At 63.7% G+C, this 26,432-nt stretch carries 23 protein-coding genes; 9 read left to right on the top strand and 14 right to left on the bottom strand.

Annotated elements, in window-relative coordinates; translation table 11 throughout:
• Positions 1-404: 404 nt before the first annotated feature.
• The gene (locus MRBLPB4O_RS18980) at positions 405-572 is read right to left on the bottom strand and encodes a DUF6026 family protein (RefSeq protein ID WP_341796263.1); all 168 of its coding nucleotides are present in this window, start codon (positions 570-572) and stop codon (positions 405-407) included.
• A gap of 203 nt (positions 573-775) precedes the next feature.
• Between MRBLPB4O_RS18980 and gnd the strand changes: the two genes are divergently transcribed.
• The 5 genes from gnd to MRBLPB4O_RS18955 all read left to right on the top strand — a co-directional run bounded on the left by gnd (position 776) and on the right by MRBLPB4O_RS18955 (position 6,450).
• The gene (gene gnd / locus MRBLPB4O_RS18975) at positions 776-1,759 is read left to right on the top strand and encodes a phosphogluconate dehydrogenase (NAD(+)-dependent, decarboxylating) (RefSeq protein WP_341796262.1); all 984 of its coding nucleotides are present in this window, start codon (positions 776-778) and stop codon (positions 1,757-1,759) included.
• Positions 1,756-3,261 (top strand): glucose-6-phosphate dehydrogenase, encoded by a 1,506-nt coding sequence (gene zwf, locus MRBLPB4O_RS18970; RefSeq protein ID WP_341796261.1) that lies wholly within the window; start codon positions 1,756-1,758, stop codon positions 3,259-3,261. The genes gnd and zwf overlap by 4 nt, the downstream gene beginning before the upstream one ends.
• Before the next feature lie 73 nt (positions 3,262-3,334).
• Positions 3,335-5,131 (top strand): glycoside hydrolase family 15 protein, encoded by a 1,797-nt coding sequence (locus MRBLPB4O_RS18965; RefSeq protein WP_341796260.1) that lies wholly within the window; start codon positions 3,335-3,337, stop codon positions 5,129-5,131.
• Positions 5,132-5,387: 256 nt separating this feature from the next.
• Entirely contained in the window at positions 5,388-5,675 is a 288-nt protein-coding gene (locus MRBLPB4O_RS18960) for a HigA family addiction module antitoxin (protein ID WP_063422603.1), read from the top strand.
• 154 nt (positions 5,676-5,829) lie between these two features.
• Entirely contained in the window at positions 5,830-6,450 is a 621-nt protein-coding gene (locus MRBLPB4O_RS18955; RefSeq protein ID WP_341796259.1) for a TetR/AcrR family transcriptional regulator, read from the top strand.
• A 91-nt stretch (positions 6,451-6,541) separates the two neighbouring features.
• Here the strand turns inward: MRBLPB4O_RS18955 and preA are convergent, their stop codons facing one another.
• The 3 genes from preA to hydA form a co-directional block, all read right to left on the bottom strand.
• Positions 6,542-7,816: an NAD-dependent dihydropyrimidine dehydrogenase subunit PreA gene (gene preA, locus MRBLPB4O_RS18950; protein WP_049274900.1), complete on the bottom strand. Its 1,275-nt coding sequence runs from the start codon at positions 7,814-7,816 to the stop codon at positions 6,542-6,544.
• Entirely contained in the window at positions 7,817-9,184 is a 1,368-nt protein-coding gene (locus tag MRBLPB4O_RS18945) for an NAD(P)-dependent oxidoreductase (RefSeq protein WP_341796258.1), read from the bottom strand.
• Positions 9,185-9,247: 63 nt separating this feature from the next.
• Positions 9,248-10,687, bottom strand: a complete 1,440-nt coding sequence (gene hydA / locus MRBLPB4O_RS18940; protein WP_341796257.1) for a dihydropyrimidinase — start codon at positions 10,685-10,687, stop codon at positions 9,248-9,250.
• A 344-nt stretch (positions 10,688-11,031) separates the two neighbouring features.
• On the opposite strand from hydA, the gene MRBLPB4O_RS18935 reads away from it, so the two are divergent.
• Entirely contained in the window at positions 11,032-12,537 is a 1,506-nt protein-coding gene (locus MRBLPB4O_RS18935; protein WP_341796256.1) for an NCS1 family nucleobase:cation symporter-1, read from the top strand.
• A gap of 11 nt (positions 12,538-12,548) precedes the next feature.
• The gene (locus MRBLPB4O_RS18930; protein WP_341796255.1) at positions 12,549-13,832 is read left to right on the top strand and encodes a Zn-dependent hydrolase; all 1,284 of its coding nucleotides are present in this window, start codon (positions 12,549-12,551) and stop codon (positions 13,830-13,832) included.
• Positions 13,833-13,943: 111 nt separating this feature from the next.
• On the opposite strand, the gene MRBLPB4O_RS18925 is transcribed toward MRBLPB4O_RS18930, so the two are convergent.
• From MRBLPB4O_RS18925 to nhaB, 6 genes are all read right to left on the bottom strand, one after another.
• Positions 13,944-14,471 (bottom strand): AAA family ATPase, encoded by a 528-nt coding sequence (locus tag MRBLPB4O_RS18925; RefSeq protein ID WP_341796254.1) that lies wholly within the window; start codon positions 14,469-14,471, stop codon positions 13,944-13,946.
• A 34-nt stretch (positions 14,472-14,505) separates the two neighbouring features.
• The gene (locus MRBLPB4O_RS18920; protein ID WP_341796253.1) at positions 14,506-15,465 is read right to left on the bottom strand and encodes a ribonuclease Z; all 960 of its coding nucleotides are present in this window, start codon (positions 15,463-15,465) and stop codon (positions 14,506-14,508) included.
• A gap of 16 nt (positions 15,466-15,481) precedes the next feature.
• Entirely contained in the window at positions 15,482-15,982 is a 501-nt protein-coding gene (locus MRBLPB4O_RS18915) for an NUDIX hydrolase (RefSeq protein WP_241800954.1), read from the bottom strand.
• Positions 15,983-16,013: 31 nt separating this feature from the next.
• Positions 16,014-16,559, bottom strand: a complete 546-nt coding sequence (locus tag MRBLPB4O_RS18910; protein WP_016498835.1) for a lipocalin family protein — start codon at positions 16,557-16,559, stop codon at positions 16,014-16,016.
• 71 nt (positions 16,560-16,630) lie between these two features.
• Positions 16,631-17,254 (bottom strand): dihydrofolate reductase family protein, encoded by a 624-nt coding sequence (locus MRBLPB4O_RS18905; protein WP_341796252.1) that lies wholly within the window; start codon positions 17,252-17,254, stop codon positions 16,631-16,633.
• A 258-nt stretch (positions 17,255-17,512) separates the two neighbouring features.
• Positions 17,513-19,015, bottom strand: a complete 1,503-nt coding sequence (gene nhaB / locus MRBLPB4O_RS18900) for a sodium/proton antiporter NhaB (protein ID WP_016498837.1) — start codon at positions 19,013-19,015, stop codon at positions 17,513-17,515.
• A 150-nt stretch (positions 19,016-19,165) separates the two neighbouring features.
• Here nhaB and MRBLPB4O_RS18895 point away from each other — a divergent pair, with 150 nt between their 5' ends.
• The gene (locus MRBLPB4O_RS18895) at positions 19,166-19,978 is read left to right on the top strand and encodes a crotonase/enoyl-CoA hydratase family protein (RefSeq protein WP_341796251.1); all 813 of its coding nucleotides are present in this window, start codon (positions 19,166-19,168) and stop codon (positions 19,976-19,978) included.
• Positions 19,979-20,014: 36 nt separating this feature from the next.
• Positions 20,015-20,845 (top strand): NAD(+) diphosphatase, encoded by an 831-nt coding sequence (gene nudC, locus MRBLPB4O_RS18890; protein WP_341796250.1) that lies wholly within the window; start codon positions 20,015-20,017, stop codon positions 20,843-20,845.
• On the opposite strand, the gene MRBLPB4O_RS18885 is transcribed toward nudC, so the two are convergent.
• From MRBLPB4O_RS18885 to MRBLPB4O_RS18870, 4 genes are all read right to left on the bottom strand, one after another.
• A complete protein-coding gene (locus tag MRBLPB4O_RS18885; RefSeq protein WP_016498840.1) occupies positions 20,813-21,592 on the bottom strand; it encodes a TSUP family transporter in 780 nt (259 codons plus the stop codon). The two genes, nudC and MRBLPB4O_RS18885, sit on opposite strands and share 33 nt — an antisense overlap.
• A gap of 202 nt (positions 21,593-21,794) precedes the next feature.
• Positions 21,795-22,625 carry an alpha/beta hydrolase gene (locus tag MRBLPB4O_RS18880; RefSeq protein WP_341796249.1) on the bottom strand — a complete coding sequence of 277 codons (831 nt, stop codon included), beginning with the start codon at positions 22,623-22,625 and terminating at the stop codon, positions 21,795-21,797.
• 80 nt (positions 22,626-22,705) lie between these two features.
• Entirely contained in the window at positions 22,706-23,995 is a 1,290-nt protein-coding gene (locus MRBLPB4O_RS18875) for an FAD-binding oxidoreductase (protein ID WP_341796248.1), read from the bottom strand.
• 280 nt (positions 23,996-24,275) lie between these two features.
• Positions 24,276-26,237: a DNA topoisomerase III gene (locus MRBLPB4O_RS18870; protein WP_341798911.1), complete on the bottom strand. Its 1,962-nt coding sequence runs from the start codon at positions 26,235-26,237 to the stop codon at positions 24,276-24,278.
• Between the last annotated feature and the right edge of the window lie 195 nt (positions 26,238-26,432).

Here is a 26,432-nt window from a genome sequence, read left to right as displayed (position 1 = left end):
CCGGCCGAAGGCGATTGGACTGTTTGGGGTGTGCGGGCTCAGGATCGGGATAGCCCGATGCGTCTGGCCTGCTTATGTTGATGACCCGCCGGGTTTCCTGAAAGTTCGACTTTTTTTGGGTCACTCTTCCACTGAGCAATTGGCGGGCCGAAAACCGAGTGTAGGAGAGAAAGTGATAAAAAGGTGACCCACTGGTCACTATTGTTATGTGCGCAATAGACGCAAACGTTGGCGTTTGTGACCGGTTGTGAAATGGTTTGGGCGACGGTGGTGCGGGGTGGTTGAGGGGTGGGCCAAAATGTGGCTCGCCACCGGTAACGCACCTTGATGGTGCGCAACAAGTTGAATGGGTAGCTTTGAAAGCGGCGAGTGGGAGCCAGGCAGCCCCCACAAGAGGGAAAAAACTAGAGGCTTGTAGCCTTGTCGCCAGCGCGCTGTTGCGCCAGCAGCAGGTTCAACTGGGCGACCTGTTGGCGCAGCTGGTCACGTTCGTCTTTCAGTTTACGCAGCTCATCACGGCGCACGGAGACATAGAGGGTCTGGGTTGGGGTTGTAGGCATCAAGGTACCCATGAGCACACCTCGCGGTTTTGGCTGGTGACAAGTCAAAGCGTAGACGCTTCACGCGGGGCGCATTCTGAATTCTTTTGCAGTTGGTGGGAACTTTTTTGTTTATCGTGGTCTTGCCGTTCGTCGCTGAACCCTCGGGCGGCATGCTGGACTAATCTGAAACGCTGGACTGTGTTGTCATCCATTTCTTAAGGGAGCATCGGCTCATGCAATTGGGAATCGTCGGGCTGGGCCGCATGGGCGGCAATATCGCAAGGCGCCTGATGCGCGCCGGCCACCGCACCGTGGTGCACGACCGCAACCGCGAGGCCATTACCGGGCTGGAGGGCGAGGGCGCGCAAGGCGCGCACGACCTCGGTGCGTTGGTACAAAAGCTGAAAGCGCCGCGCGCAGTGTGGGTAATGCTGCCGGCCGGCGAGCCCACCGAGCAGACCATCGCGCAGCTGGCCGAGCTGCTGGAGCCGGGCGATGCGATCATCGACGGCGGCAATACCTTCTACAAGGACGACATGCGCCGCGCTGCCGAGCTGGCAAAACGCGGCCTGCATTACCTGGACGTCGGCACTTCTGGCGGCGTATGGGGCCTGGACCGTGGCTATTGCATGATGATCGGCGGCGAAAAGGACGTGTTCGAGCGCCTGGAGCCACTGTTCAAGGCGCTGGCCCCGGGCGTGGGTGACATCCCGCGCACGCATGGCCGCAGCGGCGAGCACCAGCGCGCCGAGCATGGCTATATCCACGCTGGCCCACCGGGCGCCGGGCACTACGTGAAAATGGTGCATAACGGTATCGAGTACGGCCTGATGCAGGCCTATGCCGAAGGCTTCGACCTCCTGCGCAGCAAAGGCGGCAACGAGCTGCCGCAAGACCAGCGCTTTGACCTGAACGTGGCCGAAATCGCCGAAGTGTGGCGGCGTGGCAGCGTGGTGACCTCATGGCTGCTCGACCTCACCGCCGATGCCTTGGTGGCCGACCCGCAGCTGTCGCAGTTCAGTGGCTCGGTATCCGACAGTGGCGAAGGCCGCTGGACCATCGATGCCGCCGTCGAGCAGGCGGTGCCGGTGCCGGTGCTGTCCAGCGCACTGTTTGCGCGCTTCCGCTCGCGCCAGCAGCAGGGCACTTATGGTGACAAGGTCCTTTCGGCCATGCGCCTGGGCTTCGGTGGCCACGTCGAGAAGAAAGGCGAATGACCAAACAGACCATTCCAGCCGCCCCCCCTTGTACCCTGTTCCTGTTTGGCGCCAATGGCGACCTGGTCAAGCGCCTGCTGATGCCGGCGCTGTACAACCTCAGCCGCGACGGTTTGCTGGACCGCAACCTGCGCATCGTTGGCGTCGACCACAACCCGGCCAGCGCCGAGGATTTCGCCGCGCGCCTGCATGCGTTCATGCTCGAGCGTGACAAAGGCGGCGAGGGCAGCGCCAAGTGCCTGGACGAAAAGCTCTGGGCACGCCTGGCCAAGCGCCTGGATTACCAGACGGGCGATTTCCTCGACCCGGCAACTTACCAGGCCCTGGCCAAGCGCATCGACAAAACCAGCCACGGCAATGCCATCTTCTACCTGGCCACCTCGCCGCGCTTCTTCCCCGAGGTGGCGCAGCGCCTGGGGCAGGCTGGCTTGCTCGACGAGTCTGGCGGCGGCTTCCGCCGCGTCGTGGTCGAGAAGCCATTCGGCACCGACCTGGCCAGCGCCGAGGCGCTCAACGCCTGCCTGTTGAAAGTGATGGGCGAACGGCAGATCTACCGCATCGACCATTACCTGGGCAAAGAGACGGTGCAGAACATTCTGGTCAGCCGCTTCTCCAACGGCCTGTTCGAATCGTTCTGGAACAACCACTACATCGACCACGTGCAGATCACCGCTGCGGAAACGGTCGGCGTCGAAACCCGTGGTGCGTTCTACGACAGCACCGGGGCCCTGCGCGACATGGTTCCCAACCACCTGTTCCAGTTGCTGGCAATGGTGGCCATGGAGCCACCGGCCGCGTTCGGCGCCGACGCGGTGCGCGGCGAAAAGGCCAAGGTGGTCGGTGCCATTCGCCCATGGTCGGCGAAAATGGCCCTGAAAAACTCGGTGCGCGGCCAGTACAGTGCCGGCAAGCAGGGGCGCAAGCAGCTGCCCGGCTACCGCCAGGAGGCCAACGTGGCGCCTGACAGCCAGACCGAAACCTACGTGGCGCTTAAGGTGATGATCGACAACTGGCGTTGGGCTGGCGTGCCGTTCTACTTGCGCACCGGCAAGCGCATGAGCGTGCGCGACACCGAAATTGCCATTTGCTTCAAGCCCGCGCCCTATGCGCAGTTCCGCGAGTCGGAGCTGGAGCGGCCCAAGCCCAACTACCTGAAAATCCAGATTCAGCCCAACGAAGGCATGTGGTTTGACCTGCAGGCCAAACGGCCCGGCCCGGAGCTGGTGATGGAGAACGTCGAGATGGGCTTTGCCTACAAGGACTTCTTCAAGATGACCCCGGCGACCGGCTACGAGACGCTGATCTACGACTGCCTGACCGGTGACCAGACCCTGTTCCAGCGGGCCGACAACATCGAGAACGGCTGGCGGGCGGTGCAGCCGTTTCTGGATGCGTGGGCGCAGGCCAGCGAGGTGCATGAGTACCCGGCTGGTGAAGACGGGCCGGAAGCCGGCAATGAATTGCTGACCCGCGACAAGCGCGAGTGGCACCGCTTGGGGTGAGACTTTTGTAAAGCCTGTGCCGGCCCTTTCGCGGCTAAAGGGCCGGCACAGGCAATCACATCAAGGAGACCTAATGCCTGCCCACATCGAAGACTACGCCTTGCTGGGCAATTGCCGCAGCGCCGCCCTGGTCAGCCGCGATGGCTCCATTGACTGGCTGTGCCTGCCACGCTTCGACGCCCCCGCCGTGTTTGCGGCCCTGCTGGGCAATGAAGAAAACGGCCGCTGGCGCCTGGCCCCCTGCGACCCGGTCGAGCACACCAGCCGGCAATACCTGGAGGACACCCTGGTACTTGAAACCACCTGGGTCACCGCCTCTGGCCGGGCACGGGTGCTCGACCTGATGCCCCTGGGCGAGGTCAACTCGGTGGTGCGCATCGTCGAAGGCCTGGCTGGCGAAATCAACTTCGAGATGGACCTGGTCCTGCGTTTCGACTACGGGCGCAGCGTGCCTTGGGTAGAAAAGCTCGACCCCCTGACCCTGAGCGCTGTGGCCGGCCCCGACCGCCTGATCCTGTGCAGCACGGTCCCCTCGCACGCCCGTGACCACCACACCGTTGCACGTTTTCGCGTCTGTGCGGGGGAGCGCCATGTGTTCAGCATGCGCCACCAACCCTCGCACCTGCCTGTGCAGCCCGATTGCGATGTCGAGGCTGCGCTGCAGCAAACCCTCCAGCAATGGCAGGCCTTCGCTGCCCGGTGCCCGCAGGTAGGCCCCTATACCCCGCTGGTGCGCCGCTCGTTGCTCACCCTCAAGGCCATGACCTACGCCCCCACTGGCGGCATCGTCGCCGCCGTCACCACCTCGCTGCCCGAGCGTGTGGGCGGGGAGCGCAACTGGGACTACCGCTTCTGCTGGCTGCGCGACGCCACCATGACCTTGCTGGCGTTCATGAACCTCGGCTACTTCGACGAGGCCCAGGCCTGGCGCGAATGGCTGCTGCGCTCGGTAGCCGGCAACCCCGAGCAAATGCAGATCATGTATGGCCTGGCGGGCGAGCGCGACCTGCAGGAATACACCTTGCCGTGGCTGGCCGGTTACGAGCATTCGCAACCCGTGCGGGTAGGCAATGCCGCATCGCAGCAGATGCAGCTGGACATCTATGGCGAACTGGCCGATGCCATGTCCCAGGCGATCAAGGGCGGCCTGCCGCGCCACCCGCGCAGCGCCGCCATCTCCCGCCTGATCATGCCTTATCTCGAAGGCATCTGGCGCGAGCCGGACGAAGGCATCTGGGAAGTGCGCGGCGGCCGGCAGCAGTTCGTCCACTCCAAGGTGATGGCCTGGGTCGCCTTCGACCGTGCTGCGGGGTTGGCCGACACCACTGAAGAAGGCCGCGAGCGCGGGCAGCATTACCGCCAGGTGGCCGACGAGATTCACCGCGAAGTCTGCGAGCAAGGCCTGGACCCCAGCGGCCAGTTCTTCGTCCAGGCGTATGGCTCTACCGAAATGGACGCCAGCCTGTTGCAAGTTGCCCTGACCGGCTTCCTGCCGGTGGATGACCCCCGCTTTTTACGCACGCTGGAGCAGGTCGAACGGCGCCTGCTGAAGAACGGCCTGCTGATGCGCTACGACACTGACAGTTGCAGCGATGGCCTGACGCCGGGGGAGGGCACCTTCCTGGTGTGTTCGTTCTGGCTGGCAGACGTTTATGTTTTGCTGGGCCGCCAGGCTGAAGCCGAAGCGCTGTACCAGCACCTGACCGGCCTGACCAACGACCTTGGCCTGCTGGCCGAACAATACGACCCGGCCGGCCAGCGCATGCTCGGCAACTTCCCCCAGGCGTTCAGCCATATCGGCATCATCAACACCGCACTCAATCTTCATCGCGCACAGTGCCCGGTGCGCGACCGGGCGAGGTGCGGGTAGCGGATGAACGTAGCAACTGCCTTGCTCAATATCTAGAATCGCGTGAGATCCCTGTGGGAGCGGGTTTACCCGCGAAGAATACAACGCGCAGCATGGCACCGGCTTCGCCGGTGTTCGCGGGTGAACCCGCTCCCACAAGGTGCGCGATAGGCTTGGTACTCCGTCAATTGTGACGCATTGCGTCACATATATTGTCTGTATGAGTGTGATGTGTAGGGTCACACTAGGTGCGTACACCTAGTTCGGAGAGCTGTTCATGACTTTGCACAATCCGCCACATCCTGGCGAAACCTTGCGCGAAGATGTTTTGCCAGCGCTTGGCCTGACGGTAAAAGCCTTCGCGTCGCACCTTGGGTTTTCCCGCGAAGCGCTTTCGCGGGTACTGCATGGCCGCGCGGCAATGTCTCCGGACCTGGCTGTACGCCTGGAGATGGCGGGTATCAGTACCGCCCGCCTATGGTTGGCCATTCAGGCTGATTACGATATCTGGCAGGCGCGCCACCGCCATCAGCCCGTGATTACCCGGTTGTTTCAGGCCGCCTGATATAAAAGTGTGAAACGAGCGGAGTAGACTAGGCCAAACCCCTTCGGCACGGAGCACACATGGGCATTCGCGGTACTGACCGGCAAATCGACAATATCGAGTTCAGTGACGGCCGGTTGACCGGTGGCTTGGCGGTTTGGGCGGCCCAAGCCTGATGGCCAATCACAAGATCGAAATTCGCCGACGCAATATCGAGAAAATCTTGCAGGCGGCGGAAAAGGTGTTTGCCGAGAAAGGCTACGGCGCCACCTCCATGGGGGACATCGCCGAGCAGGCCGAATTGCCACGCTCCAACTTGCACTATTACTTCAGCACCAAGGACGAGTTGTTCCGTGCGGTGCTGCAGGACCTGCTGGATGTGTGGAAGCAGGACGCACTGTGCTTCGAGAACTTCGACGACCCGCGCGTGGTGCTGACCAGCTACATCAGGGCCAAGATGGGCCACTCGCGCTCGCGGCCGCTGGGCTCGAAGATCTGGGCCGAAGAGATGCTGCACGGGGCGCCGGTGCTTGGGGTGAACCTGGATGACAGCCTGGTGCCCTGGGCGAAATTGAAGGAAGCCAAGATTCGCCGTTGGGTGGAGGAGGGGCGTATTCTGCCGGTGGAGCCGTCGGCGTTGTTGTACATGATCTGGGCGTCTACCCAGCACTATGCCGACTTTGGTTACCAGGTGCAGTTGCTCAATGGTGGTGAGGTGCTTTCGGACATGGCGTTCGAGAGTGCGGTGCAGACGGTGACCAGCGTGATCTTGCGTGGGATCGGGCTGGAGCCCTGACCCGAGGTTCCAGCCTGACGCGGTCCATTATAGGAGCGGCACAAGGCCGCTCCTATACCGATCGCGTTGCTGGTTCAGGCAGTGATCTACCTTAACTGGCCTCGCGGTAGGGGTTACGCGGGTCCTGCGTCCAGTTCAGGTACGGCTTGCCGGTATCCTGCGCCTGCATCTCGATGCAGTTTTCTACCGGGCAGGTGATCTGGCACAGGTTGCAGCCCACGCATTCCTCTTCGATCACGCTGTAGGCATGTGTGCCATCTGCCTTCAGCGTGCTGGCAATGGCCTGGTGCGAGGTATCCTCACAGGCGATGTGGCAGCGCCCACAGCCAATGCACGCCTCCTGATCGATGTGCGCCACCGATTTATAGTTGATGTCCAGGTACTTCCAGTCGGTGGTGTGCCCCACCGCCTGCCCGCGGAACGCTTCGACAGTGTGATGCCCATGCTGGTCCATCCAGCGCGCCAGGCCGTCCTTCATGTCCTCGACAATACGGAACCCGTGCAGCATCGCCGCGGTGCACACCTGCACGGCGCCACTGCCCAGGGCGATGAACTCAGCCGCATCACGCCAGTTGCCGATGCCGCCAATGCCGCAGATCGGCAAGCCGCGCGTTTCCGGGTCGCGGGCAATTTCCGCCACCATGTTCAGGGCAATCGGCTTCACTGCCGAGCCGCAATAACCGCCATGGGTGCTCTGGTCACCGACGATGGGGTGGGCGACCATGCGGTCCAGGTCGACGCTGGTGATGGAGTTGATGGTGTTGATCAACGACACCGCATCGGCCCCGCCGCGGTGCGCAGCGCGAGCTGACTGGCGGATGTCGGTGATGTTCGGCGTGAGCTTGACGATCACCGGCAGCGAGCAGTACGTCTTGCACCAGCGGGTGACCAGCTCCACGTATTCCGGCACCTGGCCGACTGCCGCACCCATGCCACGTTCCGGCATGCCGTGCGGGCAGCCGAAGTTCAGCTCGATGCCATCGGCACCGGTGGCTTCCACCAGCGGCAGGATGAACTTCCACGAGTCCTCCACGCACGGCACCATCAGCGACACGATCAAGGCTCGGTCGGGCCAGTCTTTCTTCACCTGGGTGATTTCGCGCAGGTTGATTTCCAGCGAACGGTCGGTTATCAGCTCGATGTTGTTGATGCCCTGCACCAGGCGGTTGGCGCCGTAGTGCGCCGAATAGCGCGACGACACGTTGACCGCCGCCGGGTCCTCGCCCAGGGTTTTCCAGACCACGCCGCCCCAGCCGGCCTCGAAGGCGCGGACCACGTTGTAGGCCTTGTCGGTTGGCGGTGCGGACGCCAGCCAGAACGGGTTGGGTGCCTTGATGCCGGCAAATACGATAGACAAGTCGGCCATTTACGCTGCCTCCACGTTGAGCATGAGTTGGGCATGGATGGCTTCGGCGGCCAGCTTGCCGTGCTGCACGGCCTGGACGGTAAGGTCCTGGCCCAGGGCGGTGCAGTCGCCGCCGGCATACACGCCCGGCAGGCTGGTCTGCAGGGTTTCGTCAACGCGAATGCGCTCACCCTCGCGGGCCAGTTGTGCGGCCACCGGGTCGACGAGGCAGGCATCGTCGAAGCGCTGGCCGATGGCCTTGAAGATGGCATCGGCGGCCAGCTCGAAGGTTTCGCCGGTGTCGCGCAGGCGGCCGTCCGCCAGTTCGGTGCGGGCAAAGCGCATGCCGCGCACCTTGCCGGCGTCGTCCAGCAGCACGGCGTCGGGGCGGGCCCAGGTGTGCAGGCGCACCTGGTTGGCCTTGGCGATGTCCTGCTCGTGGCCGGTGGCGCCCATGTCGGCGTGGCCACGGCGGTACACCAGGTTGACGTCGCGGGCCCCCAGGCGGCTCATCTGCACGGCCATGTCGATGGCGGTATTGCCAGCACCGATCACCAGGCAGCGGTCGGCCAAGGGTAGCTGGCTCAGGTCATCGGCCTGGCGCAACTCGCGGATGTATTCGGTAGCGGCGAGCACGCCCGGGGCTTCTTCATCGGGCAGGCCCAGCTGGCGCACGGCGTTCAGACCGAGGCCGAGGAACACCGCGTCGTACTGATCGCGCAGTTCGCCCAGGCTGAGGTTGCCGCCCAGGCGCTGGCCATGGCGTACTTCGATGCCGCCAATGCCCAGCAGGAACTCCACTTCACGCTGGGCGTAGTCGTCGACCAGCTTGTAGCGGGCGATGCCGTACTCGTTAAGCCCGCCGGCCTTGTCGCAGGCCTCGAACACCACCACGTCATGCCCGTGCATGGCCAGCCGGTGCGCGCAGGACAGCCCGGCAGGGCCGGCGCCGACTACGGCGATGCGTTTGCCGGTAGCCGGTGAGCGCTTGAACGGGTGTTCGGTGAAGTGGGCGTTGTCAAGGGCGTAGCGCTGCAACTGGCCGATCAGTACCGGTGCACATTCCTGCGCGTTGTTGCGCACGCAGGCTTGCTGGCAGAGGATTTCGGTGGGGCAGACGCGGGCGCAGCTGCCTCCCAGGATGTTGGCCGAGAGGATGCGCTCGGCGGCGCCTTGCAGGTTTTCGTCGCTGATGCGGTGGATGAATGACGGGATGTCGATGTCACTGGGGCACGCGTTGACGCAGGGGGCGTCGTAGCAGTACAGGCAGCGCGCACTTTCGACGGCGGCCTGGCGGGCGGTGAGGGGTGGGGCCAGGTCGCTGAAGCGCTCGGCCAACTGGTCGGCACCGGCCCGGGGGCGCGGCAAGTGGTTCAGGGCGTCGATCACGGTTGTAGCCTCTCTCTTTATTATATTTGGCTTGAAACGGGCTGCGCAGCAGCCCCAATCGCCTCAGCGCTGAACGGGCGTCGGGCGCTGCCGTTCGGCGCGTCGCCCCAGCACCTCGTACACCGACGGATACGCCGGCCGTTCCACATACCGCCCCGCACCGGCCTCGGCGCGCAGGTCGCCATCGGCCCAGAGCACCTTGCCTTGGCTGATGGTGTGGCTGGGGACACCGCGCACAGTGCGCCCTTCGAAGATGTTGAAGTCCACCCGCTGGTGGTGGGTCTGGGCCGAGATCGTGCGGGTGCCCTGCGGGTCCCACAGCACCAGGTCGGCGTCGGCACCCACGCGGATGGCGCCCTTGCGCGGGAACAGGTTGAAGATTTTCGCCGTGTTGGTGGAGGTCAACGCAACGAACTCATGCATCGACAGGCGCCCGCTGTTGACCCCGGCATCCCACAGTACCGCCATGCGGTCTTCGATGCCGGCGGTGCCGTTGGGGATGCGGCTGAAGTCGTCGCGGCCCATGGCTTTCTGCTCGGCGCAGAAGCAGCAGTGGTCGGTGGCCGTGGTGTGCAGGTTGCCCGACTGCAAGCCGCGCCACAGCGCCTCCTGGTGTTCGCGCGGGCGGAACGGCGGGCTCATCACGTAGCCGGCGGCAGTGGCCCAGTCCGGGTCACGGTAGACGCTGTCGTCCAGCAGCAGGTGCCCGGGCAGGACTTCGCCGTACACCGGCTGGCCCTTGGCGCGCGCATAGGTGATTTCATCCAGCGCTTCACGGCTGGAAATGTGCACCACATACAGCGGCGTACCAATCGTTTCGGCAATGCGGATGGCGCGGCTGGCCGCTTCACCTTCCACTTGCGAAGGGCGCGAAAGCGGGTGTGCCTCCGGCCCGGTCAGGCCCTGGGCCAGCAGTTTTTTCTGCAGGTGGTAAACCAGCTCGCCGTTCTCGGCATGCACGGTGGGCACCGCGCCCAGTTGCAGGCAGCGCTCGAAGCTGGCCACCAAGGTGTCGTCGGCGGCCATGATCGCATTCTTGTAGGCCATGAAGTGCTTGAAGCTGTTCACCCCATGCCGGGTCACCAGTTCGCCCATCTCCTCAGCCACCTGCTCACTCCACCAGGTGATGGCCACATGGAAGCCGTAGTCGCTGGCGCTCTTTTGCGCCCAGCCGCGCCAGGTGTGGAAGGCCTCCAGCAGCGACTGCTGCGGGTTGGGGATGACGAAGTCGATGATCGACGTGGTGCCACCGGCTAGGCCCGCAGCGGTGCCACTGAAGAAATCCTCGCTGGCCACCGTGCCCATGAATGGCAACTGCATGTGGGTATGCGGGTCGATGCCGCCGGGCATCAGGTACTGGCCGCTGCCGTCGAGGATCTCGCAGTCGGTGGGCAGTTCGAGGTTTTGCCCGATGGCACGGATCAGGCCATCGGCACACAGGACATCGGCGGGGTAACTCTCTTCGTGGGTAACCACGGTGGCGCCACGGATCAACAGGGACATGCCGTTTTCCTCGCAGGCTGACCGGTCTGGGCCGGTTCTTGGAATTGTTTCGGGTGCAGGGCAGGCAGGGTGGTTAATCCTGTCAGTCCTGACAAGATTCGAGGCTAGATGCTGATCTGGGAATCTTCAAGAAAATTTTCCTATAAATTTTATGGTTTTTAAATATCTGATATTTAAGGATTAATTTTTAAAGACCCGCTGACTTCGGGCCTTTCAGGGGTTGTTGACTGACTTGACAAGATGGAATTCTGGTCAAGATTTCTAAGCACAAATACGCGTGTGTACTCCGGCCATCGAATTAGCCCGATGAGCAAACAACTACAAGAAAATCTGGAGAAGGGCCCATGCAACAGAGCAGATCGGAAGTGGTCGAGCAGGATGGCCTGTTTGAGCTGTCCGAGGGCAGTGATGTCCTCGACAGCCCGCGCTACAACCACGACATCGCACCGACCAAGGTGCACCAGCGCACCTGGAACAAATGGCACATCACCGCCTTGTGGGTGGGCATGTCCATCTGCGTACCCACCTACACCCTGGGCGGCGTGCTCACCGCCTACTTCGGCCTCAGTGTCGGCGAAGCGCTGCTGGCGATCCTGCTGGCCAACGTGATCGTGCTGATCCCGCTTACCCTCAACGCTTTCCCCGGCACCAAGTACGGCATCCCGTTCCCGGTGCTGCTGCGCTCGTCGTTCGGCATCCTCGGCTCCAACGTACCGTGCCTGATCCGGGCCGTGGTTGCCTGTGGCTGGTTTGGTATCCAGACCATGTTCGGCGGGCTGGCCATTCACCTGTTCCTTGGCTCGGTGTTCGATGGCTGGAAGGCCTTGGCCGGCACGGGCGAGGTGATTGGTTTCATGATTTTCTGGTGCCTGAACCTTTGGGTGGTGCTGCGCGGCGCCGAGTCGATCAAGTGGCTGGAAACGCTGTCGGCACCGCTGCTGGTGGCGGTGGGCGTCGGCCTGCTGTTCTGGGCCTTGCCACACATGTCGATGACCGAACTGCTGGCGCAACCACCCAAGCGCCCGGAAGGGGCGAGTGTGGTCGGTTACTTCTGTGCAGGGCTTACGGCCATGGTCGGCTTCTGGGCCACCTTGTCGCTGAACATTCCCGACTTCAGCCGCTACGCCCGCAGCCAGAAGGACCAGATTCTCGGGCAGATCTTCGGCCTGCCGCTGACCATGTTCCTGTTCGCTTCGCTGGGGGTGGTGCTGACCGCCGCCTCGGCGTCGCTGGTGGGTGAGACGGTGTCAGACCCGGTCAGCCTGATCGGCAGGATCCACAGCCCGTTCTGGGTGGCCCTGGCCATGGCGCTGATCGTGATTGCCACACTGTCGACCAACACGGCGGCGAACATCGTGTCGCCGACCAACGACTTCCAGAACATCGCCCCACGCCTGATCGGGCGCACCCGCGCGGTATGGCTGACCGGCTTTATCGGCCTCGTGCTGATGGGCCATGAGTTGCTGAAGAAGCTTGGCCTGATCGTCTCCGACCTGAGCCTGGAGAGCGTGTATTCCAACTGGCTGCTGGGCTATTCCAGCCTGCTCGGGCCGATTGCCGGGATCATGGTGGTGGACTACTTCCTGATCCGTCGGCAGCAGCTGGACCTGGCCGGGTTGTACCGCGACGACGTGTACCCGGCGTGGAACTGGCCCGGGTTTGCCGCCTTCGGCTTGCCGGTGGCGCTGACGGTCATGGCGATTGGCAACAGCAGTTTCAGCTGGTTCTACGACTACGGCTGGTTTACCGGCTCGCTGCTGGGCGGCGCGCTGTACTACGTCTTCGCCAGTTTGGTTGTGGGCGCGGGTTCACCCGCGAAGAGGCCCGCAGCGACAACAAAAAAAGCCTGAAGGAGAAACCCGTGACCCCAGTCAAAGAGATCCTCAAGACCACTGCTCGGCATGTCGACAGCAACCGCCTGTGGCAGTCGCTGATGGACCTGGCCCGCCTCGGTGCCACCGCCAAGGGCGGCGTCTGCCGCCTGGCCCTGACCGACCTCGACCGCCAGGCCCGCGACCTGTTCGTGCAGTGGTGCGAGGCCGCCGGTTGTACGGTCAGCATCGACGCTGTCGGCAACATCTTCGCCCGCCGCCCGGGGCGTAACCCCAAGCTGCCCCCGGTAATGACGGGCAGCCATATCGACACCCAGCCCACGGGCGGCAAGTTCGATGGCTGCTTCGGGGTGATGGCCGGGCTGGAGGTGATCCGTACCCTGAACGACCTGGGCGTGGAAACCGAAGCCCCGCTGGAAGTGGTGGTGTGGACCAACGAAGAAGGCTCGCGCTTTGCACCGTGCATGATGGGTTCAGGGGTGTTCGCCGGCAAGTTCACCCTAGAGGAAACCTTGGCCAAGCGTGATGCCCAGGGCGTCAGCGTCGGTGAAGCCTTGAACGCTATCGGCTATGCGGGCCCGCGCGCGGTGCTGGGTCACCCGGTCGGGGCCTATTTCGAGGCCCATATCGAACAGGGCCCGATCCTTGAGGACCAGGCCAAGACCATCGGCGTGGTGCTCGGAGCGCTGGGGCAGAAGTGGTTCGACCTGACCTTGCGCGGCGTTGAAGCCCACGCGGGGCCGACACCCATGCACTTGCGCAAGGACGCCTTGGTCGGCGCTGCCGCCGTGGTGGAGGCGGTCAACCGTACCGCCCTCGGCCACCAGCCCCATGCCTGTGGCACTGTGGGTTGCCTGCAGGCGTATCCAGGCTCGCGTAACGTGATCCCGGGTGAGGTGCGCATGACCCTGGACTTCCGCCACCTGGAGGGCGAGCAACTGAATGCGATGATCGCCGAAGTGCGCGGGGTGATCGAGGCAACCTGTACCAAGCATGGCTTGAGCCACGAACTGGTGCCTACGGCCGACTTCCCGGCGTTGTACTTCGACAAAGGCTGTGTCGATGCCGTGCGCGCCTCGGCGCAGGCGCTGGGGTTGCCGCACATGGACATTGTCAGCGGCGCGGGGCATGACGCGATCTTCCTGGCCGAACTAGGGCCAGCGGGGATGATTTTCGTGCCCTGCGAAAACGGCATCAGCCACAACGAAATCGAGAACGCCACGCCCGATGACCTGGCGGCGGGCTGCGCAGTGTTGCTGCGGGCGATGCTGGAGGCGTCGGAAGCGATTGCCAGCGGGCGCTTGGCGGCCTAGCCAGAGATTGATGTTGCCTGCACTGGCCCTATCGCCGGCAAGCCAGCTCCCACAGGTACAGCGCCGCCCTCAGGCCCGGTGATACCCCTGTGGGAGCTGGCTTGCCGGCGATCAGGCCGTAACAGGCGATGAAAGGCTCGCCAGAAACACCGCGATCTGCCGCTCACCACGCAGATGCACAACCGGCACCTGCGGCCCGATTGCCTGGCGGTTCGCTTCGATACCTGGGCGATAGCCCCGGTCGAACGTCCACACAAACTTCAGGAAGGTCAGAAACGCCCGGTCCAGCCGCTCTGTGCACCCGGCCGGCAGGTCTGGCCGTGGCTTGTTCATCACACTGCGCAGGATGACCCGCTTCAGGCATGTCAGCCGTGGTGTATCCAGCCAGATGACCAGGTCGGCCCTTGGCAAGCGCAGGTCGAAGGTGCGGCGGCTGTAGTTGCCCTCGCATACCCACGCTTGCCCGCTAACCGCATCGCGTACCCGGCTGCGAAAGGTCTCGGCATCCGGTTCTACCCAACCGGCCTCCCAGAACAACGTGTCGAGGTGTACCACCGACGTCCCAAGGCGGGCGCCGATCTGGCGGGCCAGGGTTGATTTGCCACTGCCGGCGTTGCCCAGAATCACGATGCGTTGCATGGCCAAGTCCTTTTGGAAAACCGGCCATGCTAATTCATCCGGCTGGCTCAAGACAGCCATCACGGCCAATGCGATAGCGCTGCAGGTCCTGCGCCAGGATCAGTTGCCCGTGGTAGTGGGCGAGGGCTTCGTCACGCACGTTGTCGATATTCGGGCTGCGCCGCGGGTCGTTCTGGTAACGGGCGCTGAAGTGCGTCAGCACCAGGTTGCGCACGCCTGCGCTTTCGGCAAAGCGCGCCACCGCCGCCGCGGTACTGTGGCCGAAGGTGACCCCGGTGCGTTCGACCACGGCCTGGGTGAACGTGGCTTCGTGCACCAGCACATCCGCGCCTTGGGCAGCGTCGGCCAGCAGCTCGGGGGTATCGTTGTCGCCGCAGACGATCACCCGCCGCGGTGGCCGGGAAGGGCGCAGGTAGTCGTTGCCGTTCAGCAACTGCTCGCCATGCTGTACCGTCAAACCCTTGGCCAGCTCGCCCCACAGCGGGCCACGCGGTATGCCTTCGGCTTCCAGGCGGGGGATGTCCAGGCGCGGTTCGGGGTTGAGTTCGGTGAACACGAATCCGACGCTCGGCACGCGGTGTGACAGCTGAACGGTGGTCACCTGCAGGGTATCGTTGCGCCATTCGACCAACTCTTCCACGGCCAGCAGGCGCAGTTCGAACGGCAGGAAGGTGTCGCTGGCTACCAGGCCCTGGCGTACCCAGTCATGCAGCGCAGCCGGCAGGATCAGCTCCAGCGGTTGGGTACGCCCGCTCATGCCGGCACTGGCCAGCAGGCCGGGCAGGCCGAAGCAATGGTCGCCGTGCACGTGGGTGATGAAAATGGCGCGCAGGTCGCGGATCGACAGCGGGGTCCGCAGCAGCTGATGCTGCGTGCCTTCGCCGCAGTCGACCAGGTACCAGCCGCTGCCATTGGCCTCGATCACCGCCGTGGCGCTGACATTGCGTGCCTTGGTTGGCACCCCGGCGCAGGTGCCGAGGAACAACAGGTCCATGCTCAGGTTCCTTGTTTCAACCCAACAGCGCCAAGTCGTGCAGCAACGCCTGCAGCCCTTGTGGCACCAGCGGGCAAGTGCGCTCGAAATCGGCGCTGTCGCACCAGCGGGCGCGGAACGGGCTGCCGTTGGACTCGTGGCCGTCCAGCCAGGCGCGCTGGTACAGGCTGGCGTCGTCGAAGCGCGCATCGTACACCTGCACGACCTCATGCCCCGGTTTGCCGGCATAGGTGAACAGGCTTTCTAGGGTGCCGAGCAGGCGGACATCACTGATCGGCTGGCCCAACTCCTCCATGATTTCCCGCGCGATGGCATCGCGGCCCAGCTCTCCGAACTCGATACCGCCACCCAGTGGGCGGGACAGCGTCTGGCCGGTGACGGGATCATCGAACACGTTGACCAGAATCTTGCCCTGGTGATGGAACACGCACAGGGCAAGAAAACGGATGCGGGGTGCTGACGGCGGCTTGGTATTCAACGGTCTCGTTCCTTCGAGGCGAGAAAGGGCGCACACCATAGCCGGATTGCCGCCAGCCGTCGACCGCCTGCTAGTCTCCCTGCCGCCATATGAGCTTGCTGGTGTCATACCCTTGCTCCCGGGCGATGGTCAGCAGTTGCTCGCGCTGCTGGTCGGTGACCGCAGGCGTGCGTGAAAGCAGCCACAGGTACTCGCGGTTGGGGTGGCCGACCAACGCCACGCGGTAGTCCTTGTCGTGGTACAGCACCCAGTACTCGCCCTTGGTCAGGCCCGGTGCCAGGCGGCTGAACCAGTTGTCGAAGCGCACCCACAGCTTGTCGGTGCTGCCCGGCTGCTGGGCCTCGGCGATGCCCTTGGCTTCGTTCCACTGGCCGTCCTTTTCCTTGCAGCGGTTGGTCACGTCGATCCGGCCATCCGGGCGCAGACCATAGTGTGCCTCGGACTGCACGCAGTTGCGCTGGAAGAACATCGGCAGCCGGCCCAGTTCATACCAGGTGCCCTGGTAGCGTTGCAGGTCCACCTGCTGGGTGTGCGGTGGTGCCGGTTGATCGTTGCCGGCGCAGCCGAGCAGCGCCAGGGTCATGCAGGAAAGCAGCAGCGTAGTGCGCAGCGCCATGGTTGACCTCCTTGGAGCGGATAGGGGCTTCCAGTGTTTCGATGCCTGCGCGGGGCAAAAGTTGTACGGGATTACACCACGTCGAATGAACCGGTCTGCACCTGGCCTGCGCGCACGTAGCGGCTGATGATCACACCCTTGGGCGAGACTTGCGACTGCTGCAAGGTAAAGGCCGCTGCTGCTGCGTCATGACCGAACAGGCGTTTGCCGTGGCCGAGTAGCAGCGGGTGGGTCAGCAGTTGCAGTTCATCGACCAGGTCTGCCGCCAGCAGTTGCTGCACCAGTTCGGCGCTGCCCTGGGTCAGCAGGTTGGCGCCGTCCTGTTGCTTGAGCGAGCGTACCGCAGCGGCGATGTCCGTGCCGAGAGCGTGGCTGTTGTGCCAGTCGAGGGTGGCAGGGGTGTGGGTGGCCACATGCTTGGGCACGCTGTTGAACAGGTTGGCGATGGAGAAGTCTTCGGCGTTGTCTTTGATGTTTGGCCAATAGCCGGCAAAAATGTCGTAGGTGCGCCGGCCCAACAGCAGCTCAAATGGCTGGCTGAACAATGCCTGCATCGCCTGGCCAAACACTTCCTCGGCGTAGGGCACGATCCAGCCGCCGTAGGCAAAACCGCCGCTGGTGTCTTCCTTCGGGCCGCCGGGAGCTTGCATCACGCCGTCGAGGCTGATGAAGGCGGCTACGATGAGTTTGCGCATGGGGACTCTCCTGTTGGCAGCCCGGTGGCTGCTTTAATGGGTAGTCGAATGGCACCAGGCAGAATCGACACAGGTCTCGAAAGTGATGCAGTTCCTGTGTAGGAGCGGCCTTGTGCCGCGAACGGGCTGCGAAGCTGCCCCAGGATTTCAGCGCAAATGCACAAATTGCCGGGGCTGCTTCGCAGCCCGTTCGCGACACAAGGTTGCTCCTACAAGAGACTGAATTAGCCGATCACAAGGGGCCCGTGCAGGTTTACATCACAGCCAGTAGGTCACCGCCCACCAACCCAGCCCACCCATCACCACGGTATAGGGCAACGCCATCCACACCATCCGCCCGTACGACAGCCGGATCAGCGGCGCAATCGCCGAGGTCAGCAGGAACAGGAACGCTGCCTGCCCATTCGGCGTTGCCACGCTGGGCAGGTTGGTGCCGGTGTTGATTGCCACCGCCAGCGTTTCGAAATGCTCGCGGCTCATGCTGCCATTGAGAAACGCCTGCTTCACCTCGGTTATGTAGATGGTGGCGACGAACACGTTGTCGCTGATCGCCGACAGCAAACCGTTGGCCAGGTAGAGCATGCCCGGTTGCTGCTCGGCCGGCAGCGTCAGCACCCAGCTGATCAATGGGCTGAACAGCTGCTGCTGATGGATAACCGCGACCACGGCGAAGAACACCACCAGCAACGAGGTGAACGGCATGGCGTCCTGGAAGGCGCGGCCCAGCCGGTGTTCATCGGTGATACCGGTAAACGCCGTGATCAGCACGATCACCATCAGGCCAATCAGGCCCACTTCAGCCACATGCAGCCCCAGGCAGACGATCAATATCAGCGCTGCAAACCCTTGCACCCACAGCGCGATGCGCTGGGCCTGAGTGCGCGCGGCGTCGTCCTCGGCCGCGTAGGCGGCCAGCACCTGGCGCACCGGCTCGGGCATCAAGGTGCCGTAGCCGAACAGGCGCAGTTTTTCCAGCAGCACACAGGTCAGCAGGCCGGCACCCAGCACTGGCAGCGACACAGGTGCCACCTTGAAGAAGAAGTCGGCGAAGTGCCAACCCATCTCGTGGCCGATCAGCAGGTTCTGTGGCTCGCCCACCAAGGTGCACACGCCACCCAGGGCGGTACCCACTGCGCCGTGCATCAGTAGGCTACGCAGGAAGTCGCGGAACTGGTCGAGGTCTTCGCGGTGCAGGTGGGCGATCTGCTGGTCGCTGTCCACCGCGCTTTCCTCGCGCGGGTTGGCGCCGGACGCGACGCGGTGGTACACGGCGTAGAAGCCGACCGCAGCGCTGATGATCACCGCCGTCACGGTCAGCGCATCGAGAAACGCCGACAGAAACGCCGACAGCACACAGAACAGCAGCGCCAGAACTGCCTTCGAGCGTACCCCGAGCAAAATGCGCGAAAACAGGAACAGCAGCAGCTCCTTCATGAAATGGATACCGGCGACCATGAACATCAGCAGCAGGATCACCGGGAAGTTGTGTTGCAGTTCCTCATACAGCGCCTGTGGCGTGGTCATCTGTAACAGCAAGGCTTCGATCAGCAGCAGGCCGCCAGGCATCAGCGGGTAGCACTTCAGCGCCATGCCCAGGGTGAAGATGAATTCGAGCACCAGCGCCCAGCCTGCTGCAACCGGGCCAACGGTAACCAGCAGCAGCGGGTTGAGCACCAGGAACAGGCAGATGACCGCCTTGTACCAAAGCGGCGACTGGCCCAGAAAACCGTGGGCGAGGGCGCCGGACAGGGAGCGTGACATGAATATGTATCCTTATGATTCGGCGATGGCGCACGGTGCCGGATTGGCGCGTCTTAGGCAAGGCGTGCAGTCCCGTTTTTGGCACAAGTACGGCCATCGGGCTGGGTTAACATCCACGCCATGAATCCTTCACCCGCAGGAGTGCCGCCCGTGAACGAGTACAGTGCGTTCAAGGTTGAACTGACCGACAACATCGCCCACGTTCAGATCAACCGCCCGGAAAAGGTCAACGCGATGAACGCGGCCTTCTGGGAAGAAATCATCACTATCTTCCAGTGGATCGACGACACCGATACCGTGCGGGCGGTAGTGATCAGTGGTGCAGGCAAGCATTTTTCCGCAGGCATCGACCTCATGATGCTGGCCTCGCTGGCTGGGCAAATGGGCAAGGACGTGGGGCGCAATGCGCGCTTTCTGCGTAGCACCATCCAGCGCCTGCAGGCCTCGTTCACCGCCGTGGACAAATGCCGCAAACCCGTATTGGCGGCCGTGCAGGGCTACTGTATCGGCGGCGCCATCGACCTCATCTCGGCGTGCGACATGCGTTACTGCAGCAGCGACGCGCAGTTCTCGATCAAGGAAATCGACATGGGCATGGCCGCCGACGTCGGCACACTGCAACGTTTGCCACATATCATTGGCGACGGCATCATGCGTGAGCTGGCCTTCACCGGGCGCAACGTTGCGGCCGACGAGGCCCTGCGCATCGGCCTGGTCAACCGGATCTATGATGATCAGGCCGCACTGCTGGACGGTGTCTTTGCCATCGCCCGGGAGATTGCTGCAAAATCGCCGATCGCCGTGGCCGGCACCAAGGAAATGCTCAGCTACATGCGTGACCATCGCATCGACGATGGCCTGGATTACATCGCCACCTGGAACGCCGCGATGCTGCAGTCCGAAGACCTGCGCGTGGCCGTGGCGGCGCACATGAGCAAACAGAAACCGACGTTCGCCGACTGATCGGGCCGGGGGACGCGCAGTCAAGGAACCCCCGACATGTCAGCACGCTGGACTACTGCAGTACTCGACCCGCAGATCACCGGGGGCGTGGCCGTGGCCCGCAGCCCGGAAGGGTTTCTGGTGGACGACAACGGCGCGCTGTTCCCCCGCGACTGGCTCAAACGCCAGGACCTCGACGTGTTATGCGAGCATGGCATCGGCCATTTCGACGGCCAGCCGGTGTTCCTGCTGGAGCTGCGCAGCGCCACCGACGTGCCCGGTTGCCACTGGCGTGGCCTGCGGGCATTCATGCTCGAAGGCGACTTCGACACCTACAAAGTACTGGGTTATGCCGCGCAGATCGGCACCTGGGCCCGCGAGCACCGTTTCTGCGGCAGCTGCGGCCAGGCGATGACGCAAATTCGCTGGGAGCGGGCGATGTACTGCCAGCCATGCGACCTGCGCAGCTATCCGCGTATTTCGCCGAGCATGATAGTGCTGGTGACCCGTGGCGATGAAATCTTGCTGGCGCGCTCGCCGCGCTTCGTCACCGGGGTGTACAGCACCTTGGCGGGCTTTGCCGAGCCGGGGGAGTCGGCAGAAGACTGCCTGGTGCGCGAAGTGCGTGAAGAGGTGGCGGTGGACGTGCGGAACATCCAGTACGTCGGCAGCCAGTGCTGGCCATTCCCGCACTCGATGATGCTGGGCTTTCATGCCGAATACGCGGGGGGCGATATCGTCATGCAGCCGGACGAGATCGAGGACGCCCAGTGGTTCAGCGTCCACGACCTGCCACCGTTGCCGGCCGGGCGGTCGATTGCCCGGTACCTGATCGATCTTTATGTGGCCAGGCGCTTAGGCTTGCCCGAACCAGTGCTGCCACGCTAGGCGCACGGTCAAGGCGAGCACCACGGTGATGAACACCGGGCGGATGAATTTGCTGCCGCCACTGATCGCCGTGCGTGCGCCAAAAAAGGCACCAACCATGACCGACAGGCCCATGCACAGGCCGACGACGTAATCCACCTGCCCGGAAATGATGAACACCGTCAGTGCCGCGATGTTGCTGACGAAGTTCATGCTACGCGCCACGCCGCTGGCGCGGACCAGGTCGATGGGGTACAGCAGCAGGGTGCTGACCGTCCAGAACGCCCCGGTACCCGGGCCGGCCACGCCGTCGTAGAAGCCCAGGGTGAAGCCTTGCGGCACTTGCCACTTCTTCTTGATCGGCGCATCGGCATCCAGCGGCGCCTTGGGTGTGCCGCCGAACAGCAGGTAGATGCCACAGGCGAAGACGATCACCGGCAGCATCTTGTTCAACCACTCGGCTGGCATGTAGTGGGCGATGACCGCACCCAGCAACGCCCCGGTCAAGGTGGCGAACAACGCCGGGCGCCACTGCGCCGGGTGGAACAGCTTGCGCTTGTAGTAGGTGAAACCTGCGGTGGCCGAGCCAAAGGTGGAGCTGAGCTTGTTGGTGCCCAGTACCAGGTGCGGGGGCATGCCGGCGGTGAGCAAGGCCGGGGTGGTGAGCAGGCCCCCGCCACCGGCGATGGCATCGATGAAACCAGCGACGAAGGCGACCAGGGCCAGGATGAGCAGGGTTAGGGGTTCTACGGTGAGTTCGAAGGGCATGGGGGTCTTGGCAGGCAGGGAGGCAAGGTGCGGCAAAGGGCCGCGCTATAAGGGAGACATGGTAAGCCTGGGAGGGGTGTGTTGCCAGTGCCGGCCTCTTCGCGGGTAAACCCGCTCCCACAGGTTCAGCGTAGAACCTGAGGGCAGCGCTGTACCTGTGGGAGCGGGTTTACCCGCGAAAGGGCCGTTACAGGTGATTACATCAGCTACGGATAAACGCCAGCAAATCCGCGTTGATCACATCGGCATGAGTAGTCGGCATGCCATGCGGGTAGCCTTTGTAGGTCTTCAACGTGCCATTGGGCAGCAGCTTGGCCGACAGCACCCCGGAGTTTTCATACGGCACGATCTGGTCATCGTCCCCATGCATCACCAGTACCGGCTGTTTTATGCCTTTGAGGTCCTCGGTGAAATCGGTCTGGGAAAACGCCACGATGCCATCGTAATGGGCCTTGGCACTGCCCATCATGCCTTGGCGCCACCAGTTGGCGATGATGCCTTCGCTGGCTTCGGCACCGGGTCGGTTGTAGCCGTAGAACGGTCCGCCTGGCACATCCCGGTAAAACTGCGCCCGGTTGCTGGCCACCTGGTTCTGGAAATCATCGAACACCGACTTGGGCAGGCCACCGGGGTTGCCGGGGGTTTGCACCATCAAGGGCGGTACGGCGGCGATCAGCACGGCTTTGGCCACGTTGTCCTCAGGGTACCGAGCCATGTAACGCACCACCTCGCCACCCCCGGTCGAGTGGCCGACATGTACGGCGCCCTGGGTGCCCAGGTGGGCAACCACGGCGGCTACGTCGTCGGCGTAGTGGTCCATGTCGTGGCCGTCCCATACCTGGCTGGAGCGGCCGTGACCTCGGCGGTCGTGGGCCACCACGCGATAGCCCTGGGCGAGGAAGAACAGCATCTGCGCGTCCCAGTCGTCGGCACTGAGCGGCCAGCCGTGGTGGAAGTGGATCACCGGTGCATCGCGCGGGCCCCAGTCCTTGTAGAAAATCTGTACGCCGTCCTGCGTCGTTACATGGCTCATGATCGTGTCTCCTGTATGCAGGAACCGAAGGGAGCTATTGAGAATAGGGCAGATTTCGGCGAAGCAAGCGCCGGCCGTCTTCAGAGCGTGTCGCGCATTCTGTACCAGGCCTTGGCGGCGGCTTCCAGCGGTGCTGCGAGCAGGTCCCCGCCGGGGAAGCGTCCATTGTCGATGACTTGGTACAGCGCCAACAGGTCTTCATCGCCAAGAATGGCATCGCTGACGGCTCGCGCTGCGGCCAGGGTTGGCAGTACGCCATGCCCGGAGAAACCCTGCAGCCAGTAGCGCTGGCCCTCGCGGCCGACGTCCGGGGTGCGTTGTATGCTGCAATCAATATGGCCGCCCCAGGCATAGTCGATGGCTACCCCGGCCAGTTGCGGGAACACCCGCTCCAGGTACGGGCGGGTGGTGCTGGCGACGTTCTTGGGAATGCCGCCCAGGTAAGTGCAGCCGCCACCGAACAGCAGGCGGTGGTCCGGGGTGAGGCGAAAGTAGTCGGGTACGAACTGGTTGTCGATCACACAACTGTTGCGAGGTAGTAACGAATGGGCGAAGTCGGCATCCAGAGGCGCGGTGGCGACCTGGTAGGAACCGACTGGTAACAGGCGACGCGACAGGCTGCGGTCAAGGCGGTCGATGTAGGCGTTGCAGGCCAGCACCAGTACCTGGCAGCGAACTTCGCCACGGTCGGTACGGGCGACATAGCCGTCGCGAGCCTGCTGGTAGCTGAGCACCTGGCTCTGTTCGTAGATTTGCCCGCCGGCAGCCTCGATGGTACTGGCCAGGCCTTGGGCCAGCTTCAGCGGGTTGAGGTGGGCGCCTTTGGCGTCATACAGCGCAGCCTGGTAGCGCGGGCTGTCGATCCATTGTGGCAGCTCGTCGCGGCCGATCAGGCGCAGGGCGTCGTAGCCCCATTTGTGTTCTGCATCGTGCAGGGCCTCTTCGAGCATTTTCACCCGGCGCGGCAATACCGCAGTCCACAGGCTGCCCTGCCGGTAGTCGATATCGAAGCCGTGGCGTTGTGGCAGTTCGCGCATCTCGTCGGCGGCCCAGCACATGCTGGCCCACAGGCGCCGGGTGCGTTCCACGCCCAAGGCCTTTTCCAGTGGCGGCATGTCGCAAGACCAGCCCAGCAGTGCCTGGCCACCGTTGCGCCCGGAAGCAGCCCAGGCCACACGGCTGGCCTCCAGCAGTGTTACGCGTTTGCCTGCCTGGGTCAGGCGCAGGGCTGTATGCAGGCCGCTGAAACCGGCGCCGATGATCAGCACGTCGGTGTCGTGGGTGCCTTGCAGGGTAGGGCGCAGCGGGATGTTGGCGGGGTAGGTCTGGGCGTAGTAGCTGGCGACGTGCTGGGCGGATTGTTTGAACATGCAGAAGCCTCGTGAAAATTATTGTGATTATTTTCATGAAAACTTAGCAGGGAAATTTCATGGTGCCAATGTGTCAGGCAGGGTTTGGTAGTTTACCTGTTATTGATGTGCTGCCTTAGCTGGCCCTATCGCCGGCAAGCCAGCTCCCACAAGTACCCAATGGGCATCAGCACCTGTGTAAGACTTAGGCTCTCAAGACCTGCACTGGCTTCAGTTCTTGTACAAGACTTGTGGGAGCTGGCTTGCCGGCGATAGGGCCTGTGATGCCAGTGCAGAAGCTTCAGGTTGTCGCTTTTTTTCGGGGCTGACGCGGCTTGCTTGCTGCCGATTTGCTTCCGGCTGCTTTGCTTTTCCCACCTCCACCGCGACGCTTCTTCTTCCAGGGCGGCGCTGCCCCAGCTGCCGGCCCGCTGATGGTCATGCGCATGCCGCTGCAACGCTCGACCAGCTTGCCCATCCACGCCGACTGTCGGGCCACGAATTCTTCCAGGCTCATCTCGCCGCTTTGCACCATGTCCAGCGCCTGCTCCCAGATCGCTGTGGTGCCGGGATCGGCGATGGCGCGGGGGACGGCATCGATCAGGCTGAAGGCCGCAGGTGTGGCCGCCAGCGCTTTGCCGTTTTTTACGAGATAGCCGCGGTCGAGCAGGCCCTGGATAATGCTGGCGCGGGTGGCCTCGGTGCCGATGCCGGTGGTTTCCTTGAGTTTCTGCTTCAGCCGAGGGTCATCCACCAGCTTGGCCACGTTTTTCATCGCCTTGATCAGGTCGCCTTCAGTGAACGGCTTGGGCGGCTGGGTCCACAGATCTTTCAGTTGCAGGCCTTGCACGGTGCAGTCCTGGCCTTCGCTCAGCGCTGGCAGCACCTGGGCCGGTGGTGCTTCGCGGCCTTTGGCCGGGGTCAGCGCTTCGGGCAGGGCGCGGCGCCAGCCCGGCTCGACGATCTGCTTGCCCACCGCGCGCAGGGCATGGCCGGCGCAGTCGAAGTCGGCCTGGGTGCGGTCATATTCGTGGTTGGGCAGGAACTGCGCCAGGTAGCGGGCGCGGATCAGGGTGTACACCGCCTTGTGCTTGGCCGGCAGGCGCGACGGGTCGCTGGCGGCGGCAGTAGGGATGATGCCGTGGTGGGCGCTGACCTTGGCGTCGTTCCACGCCCGCGAGCGGCGCTGCGGCTCCAGGTGGGGCTGCAGCGGTGCGAGGCTGGCATCGGCCCTTTGCAGGGCGGCGAGAATGGCCGGTGCTTCGGCGTGCTGGCTCAGCGGCAGGTAGCCGCAGTCGCTGCGCGGGTAGGTGATGAGCTTGTGGGTTTCGTACAGGGCCTGGGCAATGTCGAGGGTTTCCTGGGCGCCGAGGCCGAACTTTTTCGAGCACAGCTCTTGCAGGGTGCCGAGGTCGAAAAGCAGGGGCGCGGCTTCACGCACGCGCTCGGTGGTCACCTTTACGGCCCGTGCCGTGCCAGCGTTACCGATGGCGGCGGCGGCCTGTTGCGCCAAACTCTGGTTCAGGCAGCGGCCCTGGTCGTCGCAGGCGTCCTCGGGCGCACGCCACTGGGCGTTGAAAGCTTGGCCTGCATGTTCAAGCTGGACGTCGATGGCCCAGAACGGCACCGGCACAAAGTCGGCGATGCTGCGGTCGCGGTCGACCACCAGGCGCAAGGTGGGGGTTTGCACCCGGCCCACCGGCAGCACGCCCTGGTAGCCGGATTGGCGGCCAAGCAGGGTGAACAGCCGGCTCATGTTCATGCCGATGAGCCAGTCGGCGCGGGAGCGGCCCAGCGCCGAGTGATAAAGGTTGAACGTTTCGTGGCCGGGCAGCAGGCGTGCCAGGGCCTTGCGGATGGAGGTGTCGTCGAGCGCCGACAGCCAAAGGCGCTGCACCGGGCCGCGGTAGCGGCAATGCTCGACCAGCTCGCGGGCAATCATTTCGCCTTCGCGGTCGGCGTCGGTGGCAATCACCAGCTCCCGCGCTTCGCCCAGCAGGCGCTTTACCGCCTTGAACTGGCTGGCGGTCTTGGGCTTGACCAGCATCTTCCACTTGTCGGGGATGATCGGCAGGTCGGCCAGGTTCCAGCGCTTGTAGCGTTCGTCGTAGCTGTCGGGCGGGGCGGTTTCCAGCAGATGGCCGATGCACCAGGTTACGCAGACGTCAGTGCCTTGCCAGCAGCCGTCGCCCTTACGGGTGGCGCCGAGCACTTTGGCGATGTCTTTTGCCTGTGAGGGTTTTTCGCAGAGGAACAGGCGCATGGCCGGGGACGCTTCATCGGGGGTGATGGGCACTAGGATGCGCAAGCGGGGGCGCGGAGGCAAGTTTTATCTGGATGGATGTACAGGTTTTTGTCAGGGGAAGTGTGTTGAGCCTGTACCAGCCCTTTCGCGGGTAAACCCGCTCCCACAGGGGCCGCACATTTTTCAGAATGTGTGGGGCACCTGTGGGGAGGT

It is taken from the genome of Pseudomonas sp. LPB4.O (assembly GCF_038383825.1).
Taxonomy (GTDB): domain Bacteria; phylum Pseudomonadota; class Gammaproteobacteria; order Pseudomonadales; family Pseudomonadaceae; genus Aquipseudomonas; species Aquipseudomonas putida.
Note: the sequence above shows the minus strand (reverse complement) of the source record. Positions and strands in the feature narration are given on the sequence as shown.

What these genes read in the sequence shown, in the direction of transcription:
- MRBLPB4O_RS18910 (WP_016498835.1), bottom strand. Translation starts at nt 16,559, where the DNA reads ATGGCGCTGCGCACTACGCTGCTGCTTTCCTGCATGACCCTGGCGCTG.
- nhaB (WP_016498837.1), bottom strand. Translation starts at nt 19,015, where the DNA reads ATGTCACGCTCCCTGTCCGGCGCCCTCGCCCACGGTTTTCTGGGCCAG.
- MRBLPB4O_RS18920 (WP_341796253.1), bottom strand. Translation starts at nt 15,465, where the DNA reads ATGGACCTGTTGTTCCTCGGCACCTGCGCCGGGGTGCCAACCAAGGCA.
- MRBLPB4O_RS18880 (WP_341796249.1), bottom strand. Translation starts at nt 22,625, where the DNA reads ATGAGCCATGTAACGACGCAGGACGGCGTACAGATTTTCTACAAGGAC.
- MRBLPB4O_RS18935 (WP_341796256.1), top strand. Translation starts at nt 11,032, where the DNA reads ATGCAACAGAGCAGATCGGAAGTGGTCGAGCAGGATGGCCTGTTTGAG.
- MRBLPB4O_RS18925 (WP_341796254.1), bottom strand. Translation starts at nt 14,471, where the DNA reads ATGCAACGCATCGTGATTCTGGGCAACGCCGGCAGTGGCAAATCAACC.
- zwf (WP_341796261.1), top strand. Translation starts at nt 1,756, where the DNA reads ATGACCAAACAGACCATTCCAGCCGCCCCCCCTTGTACCCTGTTCCTG.
- nudC (WP_341796250.1), top strand. Translation starts at nt 20,015, where the DNA reads ATGTCAGCACGCTGGACTACTGCAGTACTCGACCCGCAGATCACCGGG.
- MRBLPB4O_RS18955 (WP_341796259.1), top strand. Translation starts at nt 5,830, where the DNA reads ATGGCCAATCACAAGATCGAAATTCGCCGACGCAATATCGAGAAAATC.
- gnd (WP_341796262.1), top strand. Translation starts at nt 776, where the DNA reads ATGCAATTGGGAATCGTCGGGCTGGGCCGCATGGGCGGCAATATCGCA.
- MRBLPB4O_RS18870 (WP_341798911.1), bottom strand. Translation starts at nt 26,237, where the DNA reads ATGCGCCTGTTCCTCTGCGAAAAACCCTCACAGGCAAAAGACATCGCC.
- MRBLPB4O_RS18980 (WP_341796263.1), bottom strand. Translation starts at nt 572, where the DNA reads ATGGGTACCTTGATGCCTACAACCCCAACCCAGACCCTCTATGTCTCC.
- MRBLPB4O_RS18965 (WP_341796260.1), top strand. Translation starts at nt 3,335, where the DNA reads ATGCCTGCCCACATCGAAGACTACGCCTTGCTGGGCAATTGCCGCAGC.
- MRBLPB4O_RS18905 (WP_341796252.1), bottom strand. Translation starts at nt 17,254, where the DNA reads ATGCGCAAACTCATCGTAGCCGCCTTCATCAGCCTCGACGGCGTGATG.
- MRBLPB4O_RS18885 (WP_016498840.1), bottom strand. Translation starts at nt 21,592, where the DNA reads ATGCCCTTCGAACTCACCGTAGAACCCCTAACCCTGCTCATCCTGGCC.
- MRBLPB4O_RS18875 (WP_341796248.1), bottom strand. Translation starts at nt 23,995, where the DNA reads ATGTTCAAACAATCCGCCCAGCACGTCGCCAGCTACTACGCCCAGACC.
- MRBLPB4O_RS18960 (WP_063422603.1), top strand. Translation starts at nt 5,388, where the DNA reads ATGACTTTGCACAATCCGCCACATCCTGGCGAAACCTTGCGCGAAGAT.
- preA (WP_049274900.1), bottom strand. Translation starts at nt 7,816, where the DNA reads ATGGCCGACTTGTCTATCGTATTTGCCGGCATCAAGGCACCCAACCCG.
- MRBLPB4O_RS18915 (WP_241800954.1), bottom strand. Translation starts at nt 15,982, where the DNA reads ATGGTGTGCGCCCTTTCTCGCCTCGAAGGAACGAGACCGTTGAATACC.
- hydA (WP_341796257.1), bottom strand. Translation starts at nt 10,687, where the DNA reads ATGTCCCTGTTGATCCGTGGCGCCACCGTGGTTACCCACGAAGAGAGT.